This window comes from Brevirhabdus sp., assembly GCF_052826345.1.
In genome coordinates this window covers 1-9885 of record NZ_JBRBUA010000035.1, presented here as the reverse complement: position 1 = coordinate 9885, position 9885 = coordinate 1, and the positions used below count along the sequence as shown (strand labels likewise).

The following is a 9885-nucleotide window of genomic DNA, read 5'->3' as shown; positions in this document are numbered from 1 at the left end:
CGACGCCACGGTGATGTCGAACCCGTCCTCGCGGGCAAAGCCGTTGGACACACCGCCAAGGCTCGACGTGATCTGCCGCAGGCTGCGGTCGTTCATGTCGACCACGCGGCGCCACGTCACCCGGCGGGTGTCGATCGCCTGCTCGTTGCCCCAGTAGATGTGGTTGTCGATCATCGCCGCGAGCAGGTTGTGCGCGCTCGTGATCGCGTGGAAATCGCCGGTGAAGTGAAGGTTCATGTCCTCCATCGGCACGACCTGCGCATAGCCGCCGCCCGCCGCGCCGCCCTTCATCCCGAAGCACGGCCCGAGCGAGGCCTCGCGGATACAGATCGCCGCCTTCTTGCCGATCGCGTTCAGCCCGTCGCCCAGCCCCACGGTCGTCGTGGTCTTGCCCTCGCCCGCCGGGGTCGGGTTGATCGCGGTCACGAGGATCAGGTGGCCGTCCTTCTGGTCGGCCAGCGACTTGATGAAGGTTTCCGAAACCTTGGCCTTGTCGTGCCCGAAGGGCAGCAGGTCCTCGCTCGGAATGTTCAGCTTCGCGCCGATTTCCTGGATCGGCTTCTTCGTCGCCGCGCGCGCGATCTCGATGTCCGAGCCGGGCTTGCTGGGCGCGGTCGAGGATTTGGCGGCGGTGATCGTGTCAGAATCGTTCATGATGGTATTCCCGCTTTTGGCGTTGATTCAGTTGCCGAATGAGTCGCCGACTTTCAGACCGACAGAGCTTGCCCATTCGCTTGCGCGTATCTTGGCGTCGCCCGCGGGGCGCACGCGCTTGACCAGGACACGTCCGCCCACGGCCTGGACGGAGATGCCTTCGTCGGAAATTTCCCGCACCCGGCCCGATATCCCGTCCCCGTCCACGCGGGCGGAATCGAAGATCCCCAGTTCCGCGCCGTTGAACGTGGTCCAGGCGCCCGGCGCCGGGTTGGTGCCCCGGATCAGGTTGTAGACGTGGGAAACGGGCTTGTGCCAATCGACGTGCGCGTGGTTCTTGTTGCAGCGCCGTTCGTAGGTCGCCTCGCTTTCGTCGGGGACGATGCGCGGCGGGTTGCCCTCGCGATAGAGATCGCAGACGGTCAGAACGCTGTCGACGGCATGGGGGTAGATCTTCTTGAAATAGAGGTCGATCACCGTGTCGTCCGGGCCGATCTCGCATTCCCATTGCAACAGGCTGTCGCCCTCGTCCAGCCCGTCCGAGGGATAGAACCAGGAATAACCGGATTTGTCCGACCCCAGGATGATCGGCCAGTTCACCGCCGACGGACCGCGGTGCAGCGGCAGCAGCGAGGGGTGAAAGCAGATCGACCCGTGGGTCGGCGTGTCGCGCGCGGCTTCCGGCACGAAGACGTTGACGAAGGCCATGACCATCAGGTCGGCGTCGTAGCTTGCGAGCTTGTCGAGCGTCGCCTGGTCATCGAAATTCGCGGGCTGCTCGATCGGCAGGCCCTTTTCCATGGCGAATTCCTTGATCGGGTCGACGGGCTTGCCCTCCTTGTCGGGCTCGCTGTAGACCGCGACGACCTCATCGGTTCCGGTCTCCAGCAGTTTTGCGAGCACGTCCTTGCCGAACGACTGTTGACCCATAACGATCAATCGCATGTTTATCCTCCCTGAACCCGGCGCGTCCGCTCTGCGGCGGATCGCGCCCGGTGGTAAATGTTATTCCGCGGCCTTCTTGTCCGCCTTGCCGACGGCGCCGGATTCCACGATGCGGCTCAGGGCTTCACCGTTGTAGCCGAGCACCTCTTGCAGGATCTCGACCGTGTGCTCGCCCAGCAGCGGCGAGCGGACCACCTCGACCGGGCTGTCGGACAGCTTGATCGGACAGCCGACGCTCACGTAGCGGCCGCGTTCGGGGTGCTCGACATCGACGATCGTGCCGGTCTTGCGCAGCCCCTCGTCGTCCATGATCTCCTTGGTCGACAGGATCGGGCCGACGGGAATGTCGAGCGGGTTGCAGGTGTCCATCACCTCGAACTTGGTCTTGGTCATCGTCCACTGCTCGATGCGCTCGAAGATCTCGTCCAGCTTGTCCAGACGCTCGGGCGGCGTGGCATAGCCTTCCTTGGTCTTCCACTCGGGCTCGCCGATCACGTCGCAGATCTTTTCCCAGACCGCCGCCTGGGTGATGAAATAGGTGTAGGCGTTGGGGTCGGTTTCCCAGCCCTTGCACTTCAGGATGCGGCCCGGCTGACCGCCGCCCGAGTCGTTGCCCGCGCGCGGCGTCGCCTCGCCGAACTCGATGCCCGCGCCGTATTGCGAATATTCCTTGAGCGGCCCTGCCGCCAGGCGCTGCTGATCGCGCAGCTTGACCCGGCACAGGTTGATCACCCCGTCCTGCATCGGCGCGAGGACCTTCTGCCCGCGCCCGGTCTTTGTGGTCTGGTAAAGCGCGGTGACGATGCCCAAGGCCAGGTGCAGACCCGTGCCGCTGTCCCCGATCTGCGCCCCGGTCACCAGCGGCGGCCCGTCGAGGAAGCCGGTGGTCGATGCGGCGCCGCCGGCGCATTGGGCGACGTTCTCGTAGACCTTGCAGTCCTCGTATTTGCCGGGGCCGAACCCCTTGACCGAGGCCAGGATCATCCGCGGGTTGATCTCCTGGATACGCTCCCACGAAAACCCCATCCGATCCAGCGCGCCGGGCGCGAAGTTTTCCACCATCACATCGCAGGTCTCGATCAGACGGGTCAGGACCTCCTTGCCCGTCTCGCTCTTCGAGTTCAGCTCGATCGACCGCTTGTTGTGGTTGAGCATGGTGAAATAGAGCGAGTCCGCCCCCGGCACATCCACCAACTGCTTGCGCGTCGCGTCGCCGACACCGGGCCGCTCGACCTTGATCACGTCGGCGCCGAACCAGGCGAGGAGCTGCGTGCAGGTCGGTCCCGACTGCACATGGGTGAAATCGAGGATCTTGACTCCTTCGAGGGCCTTCATTGGGGTGCCTCCGCTTTCTTATTGGTCACGTATGTTTTCACTTGATCTTCCTGGCTTGCGGGTAGCGCTGCTGCGCCACCACGGACGAGGGGTTGAGATTGCCGATGTTGCCGCTTTCCTTGCCGGCGTCTTCGGCGATCACGGCGTTGATAAGGGTCGGCTTCCGGCTGGCGAAAGCCTCCTTGATGGCCCGGCGCAGCGCGTCGGGGTTGTCGACGGTCACGCCGACGCCGCCGAAGGCCTCGATCATCTTGTCGTAGCGCGCGCCCTTCACGAAAACGGTGGTCGAGGGGTCCTTGCCGCCCGCCCAGTTCTCGCCGTCGCCGCGATAGATGCCGTTGTTGTTCATGATGACCGTGCAGACCGGCAGATCGTAGCGGCAGACCGTCTCGATCTCCATTCCGCAAAAGCCGAAGGCGCTGTCGCCTTCCACGGCAAGCACCTGGTTGCCGGTCTCGACGGCGGCGGCGACGGCGCTGCCCATGCCGATCCCCATGATGCCCCAGGTGCCGACGTCCAGCCGCTTGCGGGGCTTGTGGATGTCGACGATGGAGCGGCATTGATCGAGCGCGTTGGCGCCCTCGTTGACCAGCACGACGTCGGGGTTTTCGGCGATCAGATCCTTGATCACGCCGAGCGAGCCCTGATAATCCATCGGCGAGTTGTTGTTCTTGAGCCGCGGCGCCATCTTGGCGACATTGGCCTCCACCTTCGCGCGCACGGCGCCGGTCCAGTCGGCCGAGGGCTTTTCCCACCTGCCGCCGATTTCCTTCAGCAGCGCCCGCGCGACGCTGCCGACGTCGCCGATCAGCGGGGCGGAAATCTTCTGGTTGCTGTCCATTTCACTCGGTTCGATGTCGATCTGGACGAATTTCTTCGATCCCTTCTCGCCCCAGGCCTTGCCCTGGCCATGGCCCAGCAGCCAGTTGAGGCGCGCGCCGATCAGAAAGACGCAGTCGCTTTCCTTCAGCACCAGCGATCGCGCGGCGGAGGAGCATTGCGGATGGGTGTCGGGCAGCAGCCCCTTGGCCATCGACATCGGCAGATAGGGAAAGCCCAGGGTTTCCACCAATTCGCGCACGGCATCGTCGGCCTGCGCATGGGCCGCGCCCTTGCCGAGGATGATCAGCGGCTTTTTGGCCGATCCCAGCACCTCGAGCGCGCGGCTGATGGCCTCGGGCGACGGCACGCTGGCGGGGTTCGGGTCGACCACCTCGATCAGCGACCGGGCGCCTTCGGCGGCATCCATGACCTGACCCAGCAGCTGGCCGGGCACGTCGAGGTAAACGCCGCCGGGCCGACCGGTCAGGGCCGCGCGCATGGCACGGGCGACGCCCAGGCCGATATCCTCGGCGTGCAGGATGCGATAGGCGGCCTTGGCATGGGGCCGGGCAATCGCCAGCTGGTCCATTTCCTCGTAGTCGCCGCGCTGAAGATCGACGATCTCGCGCTCGGAGGAGCCCGAGATCAGGATCATCGGCCAGCAGTTCGTGGTGGCATGGGCCAGCGCGGTCAGCCCGTTGAGGAAACCCGGCGCCGAGACGGTCATGCACACGCCGGGCTTCTTGGTCAGGAAACCGGCGGCCGCGGCGGCATAGCCCGCGTGCTGCTCATGGCGGAACGACAGAACCCGCAGGCCCTGCGCCTGGGCATAGCGGCCCAGATCGGTGATCGGGATGCCGGGGACGTTGTAGATGGTTTCGACACCGTTGAGCTTCAGCGCGTCGATCAACAGGTGGAATCCGTCGGTCAGGGCCTCGGGCGCGGGCGCGACACGGGTGCTGATCTCCGGTTCTGCGGTGGTTACGGCCATGTGTTCCTTCTCCCCTTGATATCTTGCGATCAGCGCCGACCCGCACCTGTTGCTAGGAGGCGGTGTTCATCTTCTTCTTGAGATTGAATTCCAGCCGGACCCAGGTTCGGCGGACGTGTTCATGCAGACGCATCGTGTGTTCGCGCACCCGCAGCGCGGCGAGTTCGGGGTCGCGGGATTCCAGCGCCTCGATGATTTCCGCGTGATCGACGAGGGACTGGCGCAGCCGGTCGCCCTCGCCCATGGCGCGCAGCCGCACCGCGTGCATGTGCAAAAACAGACCTTCGGCCATGGAGGCCAGCAGCGCGCATTTGGAAATCTCGAGGATGCGCTGGTGAAACCTGATGTTGTCGTCGGAATATTCCGAAATCTCGGCGCTGTCCGCGTCGCCCGAATATTTCGACGCGATCTTGCGCAGCGACGCGATCTCGTTGTCGGTCGCGCGTTCCGCCGCCAGCCGGGCCGCCATGCTTTCCAGGGCCGCCCAGGCGATGATCATCTCGAGAACCTCCTCGAGGCTCTTGCGGCGCACGAAGATGCCCTTGCGCGGCACGACCGACACCAGCCCGTCCCCTTCCAGACGCGCGATCGCGTCCCGAAGCGGCGTCCGGGAAATTCCCAGCTGCTCGGCGAGCGAGCGTTCGTCCAGGCGCAGGTTGGCGTCACTTTCATAGATGTCCATCTCCATGATCGCCTCGCGAAGCCTGTCGTAGACGTGGTCCTTCAGGGTGAAGTTGGTCGCAATCGGGCGAAGCCTCATGCCTCTTCTCCATCTACGAGTTCGATCCGCGACACATCACTTTGCGACATGCCTTCAGGCGTCGGGCATGTCCTGGTCCTGTGGCATACCATAGACCAGATGCCTATGTGTCGCAACTGAATTTCACCGCCGCGCTTTCTCTGCGGCTGCACGGTCGCGCCCCGCGACCCGGCCCGAAATCGGCAAAGCGCAAGGCTTTCACCTTGGACAACAGAGGCGGCGGCGTTGCTGCGTCGCAGCATTCGAGATTGGCTTAACATATTGATTTCATATGGGTATGAAAAAATCCCGCAATCGATCGCGACGGGCTTTCCGCCGCGCTTTCCGGGACCGCATTTTGCAATGCGGCGCAAGCGCGCACCCCGCACCGGGGTTGTTTTCGGCAGAAGCTGATTCTCCGCCCACGCCGGGAGTCGCGCCACTTGATGTGAAAACAATCCCGTGGTATTTGGCATACCAGCATCCGGGATCGAGGCCCCTTCAGGGCCGCGGCGGGTGCGCCCGACCAGATGCGCCGCGCCCCTCCACCGGCGCGGATCAAGCCAAAGGACAGAGGCCGCCATGCTCATACGCGCACAGGATTCCGTCCTCATCGTGATCGACATGCAGGACCGTCTGGTGCCCGCGATGCAGGCACCGGCCCGGACGATTCGCAACACCAGGACATTGCTGTGCGCCGCGGCGGAGGTCGGGGTTCCCGTGATCATGACCGAACAATACCCCGCCGGTCTGGGCGCGACCGTGCCCGAGCTGGCGGCCGTGGCGGGCGGGGCCACGGTGCTGCCCAAGATGCATTTTTCCTGCATGGAAGACGACGGTTTCGCGGCCGCCTTTCGCGGCACCGCGCGCAAGCAGGCCGTTATCGCGGGGATGGAGGCGCATATCTGCGTGGTCCAGACCGCCGCCAGCCTGATCGAGGAAGGCTTCGACGTCTTCGTCGTCTCGGACGCGACCGCCTCGCGCACGCTCGAAAGCGAACAGGCCTGCCTGGCGCGGCTGAACGCCAGCGGCGCGGGCATCGTGACAACCGAAATGGTCGTCTTCGAATGGCTGGGCAAGGCCGGCACCCCCGCCTTCAAGAAGCTTTTGCCGCTCATCAAATAGGCGGCCGTCACCAACCCACCACGATCCCGGCCGGACGGCGGCCGACTATAAAGGGAGGAACCCAAGGCGTGAATATCCATGAATACCAGGCAAAGGCCTTGCTTCGCGATTACGGCGCGCCCGTCAGCGACGGCCGCGCCGTCCTGAAGGCGGAAGACGCCAAGACAGCCGCCGGCGCGCTCGACGGTCCGGTCTGGGTGGTCAAGGCCCAGATCCACGCGGGCGGCCGCGGCAAGGGCACGTTCAGAGAATCCAGCGCGGGCGAAAAGGGCGGCGTGCGCATCACCAGATCGGTCGAGGAAGCCGCCCAGGAAGCCCAGCGGATGCTCGGCCGCACCCTGGTGACCCATCAGACCGGCCCCGCGGGCAAGCAGGTCAACCGCATCTACATCGAGGACGGCGCCGGCATCGCGCGCGAGCTGTACCTCGCGCTGCTGGTCGACCGCGTCACCAGCCGCGTCGCCTTCGTCTGCTCGACCGAGGGCGGCATGGACATCGAGGAGGTCGCCGCGTCGACCCCCGACAAGATCCTGTCGTTCAGCGTCGATCCGGCCACGGGTTTTCAGCCGTATCACGGCCGCCGCATCGCCTTTTCGCTGGGGCTCGAGGGCGCGCAGGTCAAGCAATGCGTCAAGCTGATTGGCATTCTCTACCGGCTGTTCACCGAAAAGGACATGGACATGCTCGAGATCAACCCGCTGGTCGTGACCGACGCGGGCGAGCTCAAGTGCCTCGACGCCAAGATGGGCTTCGACGGCAACGCGGTCTACCGCCACCCCGACATCGCCGCCCTGCGCGACGAGACCGAGGAGGACGCCAAGGAGCTGGAGGCCTCGAAATACGATCTGAACTACATCGCGCTCGACGGTCAGATCGGCTGCATGGTGAACGGCGCGGGTCTGGCGATGGCCACGATGGACATCATCAAGCTTTACGGGGCCGAGCCTGCGAATTTCCTCGACGTGGGCGGCGGCGCGACCAAGGAAAAGGTGACCGAGGCGTTCAAGATCATCACCTCCGACCCGCAGGTGAAGGGCATCCTGGTCAACATCTTCGGCGGCATCATGCGCTGCGACGTGATCGCCGAGGGCGTGGTCGCTGCGGTCAAGGAAGTGGGCCTGAAGGTGCCGCTGGTCGTCCGGCTGGAGGGCACCAACGTCGAGAAGGGCAAGGAGATCATCAACAACAGCGGCCTCGACGTGATCGCGGCCGACGACCTCAAGGACGGCGCGCAAAAGATCGTGGCCGCGGTGAGCGGCACCGCGAAGGTGCTGGCAGAGGCAGAAGGGTAAGACGGATGGCTGTACTGATCGACGAAAACACCAAGGTGATCTGCCAGGGTCTGACTGGATCGCAGGGCACCTTCCACACCGAACAGGCGATCGCCTATGGCACCAGGATGGTCGGCGGCGTCACGCCGGGCAAGGGCGGGCAGACGCATCTGGACCTGCCGGTCTTCAACTCGGTCCATGAGGCCAAGGCGGTGACGGGCGCGAATGCCAGCGTGATCTACGTGCCGCCCCCCTTCGCGGCGGATTCGATCCTCGAGGCGATCGATGCCGAGATGGATGTCATCGTGGCGATCACCGAAGGCATCCCCGTGCAGGACATGATGCGCGTCAAGCGGGCGCTGATCGACAGCAAGTCCCGCCTGGTCGGGCCGAACTGTCCCGGTGTGATCACGCCGGGCGCCTGCAAGATCGGCATCATGCCCGGCCATATCCACAAGCGCGGCTCGGTCGGGGTTGTCAGCCGCTCGGGCACGCTGACCTATGAGGCGGTCAAGCAGACCACCGACGTGGGCCTCGGCCAGTCGACCTGTGTGGGCATCGGCGGCGACCCGATCAAGGGCACCGAGCATCTGGACGTGCTGGAGTGGTTCCTGGCCGATGACGAGACCGAGGCGATCATCATGATCGGCGAAATCGGCGGCTCGGCCGAGGAGGAGGCCGCGCAGTTCCTGGCCGACGAGAAGAAGCGCGGCCGCTGGAAGCCGACCGCGGGCTTCATCGCCGGGCGCACCGCGCCTCCGGGGCGCCGCATGGGCCATGCGGGCGCCATCGTCGCCGGCGGCAAGGGCGGCGCCGACGACAAGATCGAGGCGATGAAAGCCGCAGGCATCGTCGTTGCCGAAAGCCCCGCCGGGCTGGGCGAGGCCGTGCTCGAAGCCATCGGCTGATCCCGCGGGCGCTCCCCCGGACGATCCGGGGGCCGATCCGGAGGCCGATCCGGGCGAGGCCCTGAAAAACGCGGATGTCCCACAGGTGGGGCATCCCTTGCCGGATGTATCGGCCAGCTCGGGAAACGGCCCTGCTGCGCGCCGCCTGCCACGGCAGGCCCGGGTTCCGAATGCCTGCGCCTGCCCCGAACGGCGCCACGGAACCGAATGGCCGCTCCGGCAGGATCGGACCCGCGCTGTGGACCGGGCGCACGGCCGAAACACGAAAGCCCCCGGCGTGGTCGCGCCGGGGGCTTTTCTGTTTGCGTGAGTGGGTCGGTGACGATCCCCGGCGCGCGCCCCCGGCCGGATCGCGCGCCTGCATCGCCCGTGCTTTCGCCTCATCCCGAGGCGACCAGCTCCGCCTTCTCCACCCGGACGGCCGAGAACTTGAATTCCGGGATCTTGCCGAAGGGATCAAGCGCGGCGTTGGTCAGGATGTTCGCCGCGGCCTCGACATAGGCGAAGGGCAGGAAGACGTTGTTTTCCGCCACCGCCCGATCCGCCCGCGCCATCACGGTGACCGTGCCGCGCCGGGTGGAAAGCCTGATGTAGTCGCCCGGGCTGACGCCCAGGTCCCGCAGGGTTCGCGGGTGCAGCGAGCAGTTGGCTTCCGGCTCCACCGCGTCGAGCACGCTGGCACGCCGCGTCATCGACCCGGTGTGCCAGTGTTCCAGCTGTCGCCCGGTTATCAGCACGAAGGGATATTCGCTGTCGGGCAGCTCCGCCGGCGGGACAACCGCGGCGGGCGTGAAACGCGCCCTGCCCTCGGGCCGCGGGAAGCCGTCGCCAAAGACGATCGGCTGCCCGGGGTCTTCGGGCGAGAGCGACGGATAGGTAACCGCCGTCTGCGTGAGCCTGTCCCAGGTGATGTTGTCGAGCGACTTCATGTTCTGCTTCATCTCGGCGAAGACCTCGCTGGGATGGGTATAGCTCCAGCCCAGGCCCAGCCGCTTGGCCAGTTCCACCTCGATCCACCAGTCCTCGCGCGCCTCGCCGGGGCTCGGCACCGCCGCGCGGCCCATCTGGACCTGCCGGTTGGTGTTGGTCACCGTG

The 9885-nt window shown here is 65.7% G+C and carries 9 protein-coding genes; 3 read left to right on the top strand and 6 right to left on the bottom strand.

The features are described 5' to 3' along the window. From ACU0BR_RS04975 to ACU0BR_RS04955, 5 genes are all read right to left on the bottom strand, one after another. Positions 1 to 654 (bottom strand): formate--tetrahydrofolate ligase (locus tag ACU0BR_RS04975; RefSeq protein WP_446155747.1); only part of this gene is annotated, 654 nt, incomplete at its 3' end. Positions 655 to 681: 27 nt separating this feature from the next. Beyond that, positions 682 to 1599, bottom strand: coding sequence for a methionyl-tRNA formyltransferase (locus tag ACU0BR_RS04970; protein WP_446155746.1), 918 nt, complete (start codon positions 1597 to 1599; stop codon positions 682 to 684). A gap of 60 nt (positions 1600 to 1659) precedes the next feature. Further along, positions 1660 to 2934, bottom strand: a complete 1275-nt coding sequence (frc, locus tag ACU0BR_RS04965; protein ID WP_446155745.1) for a formyl-CoA transferase — start codon at positions 2932 to 2934, stop codon at positions 1660 to 1662. A 37-nt stretch (positions 2935 to 2971) separates the two neighbouring features. Further along, positions 2972 to 4747, bottom strand: coding sequence for an oxalyl-CoA decarboxylase (gene oxc / locus ACU0BR_RS04960; protein WP_446155744.1), 1776 nt, complete (start codon positions 4745 to 4747; stop codon positions 2972 to 2974). A gap of 52 nt (positions 4748 to 4799) precedes the next feature. Then, positions 4800 to 5507, bottom strand: a complete 708-nt coding sequence (locus ACU0BR_RS04955; protein ID WP_446155743.1) for a GntR family transcriptional regulator — start codon at positions 5505 to 5507, stop codon at positions 4800 to 4802. Positions 5508 to 6068: 561 nt separating this feature from the next. Here ACU0BR_RS04955 and ACU0BR_RS04950 point away from each other — a divergent pair. The 3 genes from ACU0BR_RS04950 to sucD all read left to right on the top strand — a co-directional run bounded on the left by ACU0BR_RS04950 (position 6069) and on the right by sucD (position 8790). After that, the gene (locus tag ACU0BR_RS04950) at positions 6069 to 6611 is read left to right on the top strand and encodes a hydrolase (protein WP_446155742.1); all 543 of its coding nucleotides are present in this window, start codon (positions 6069 to 6071) and stop codon (positions 6609 to 6611) included. A gap of 68 nt (positions 6612 to 6679) precedes the next feature. Beyond that, positions 6680 to 7903: an ADP-forming succinate--CoA ligase subunit beta gene (gene sucC / locus ACU0BR_RS04945; RefSeq protein ID WP_446155741.1), complete on the top strand. Its 1224-nt coding sequence runs from the start codon at positions 6680 to 6682 to the stop codon at positions 7901 to 7903. Positions 7904 to 7908: 5 nt separating this feature from the next. Next, the gene (sucD, locus tag ACU0BR_RS04940) at positions 7909 to 8790 is read left to right on the top strand and encodes a succinate--CoA ligase subunit alpha (RefSeq protein ID WP_446155740.1); all 882 of its coding nucleotides are present in this window, start codon (positions 7909 to 7911) and stop codon (positions 8788 to 8790) included. 380 nt (positions 8791 to 9170) lie between these two features. On the opposite strand, the gene ACU0BR_RS04935 is transcribed toward sucD, so the two are convergent. Next, positions 9171 to 9885 (bottom strand): molybdopterin oxidoreductase family protein (locus ACU0BR_RS04935; RefSeq protein WP_446155739.1); only part of this gene is annotated, 715 nt, incomplete at its 5' end.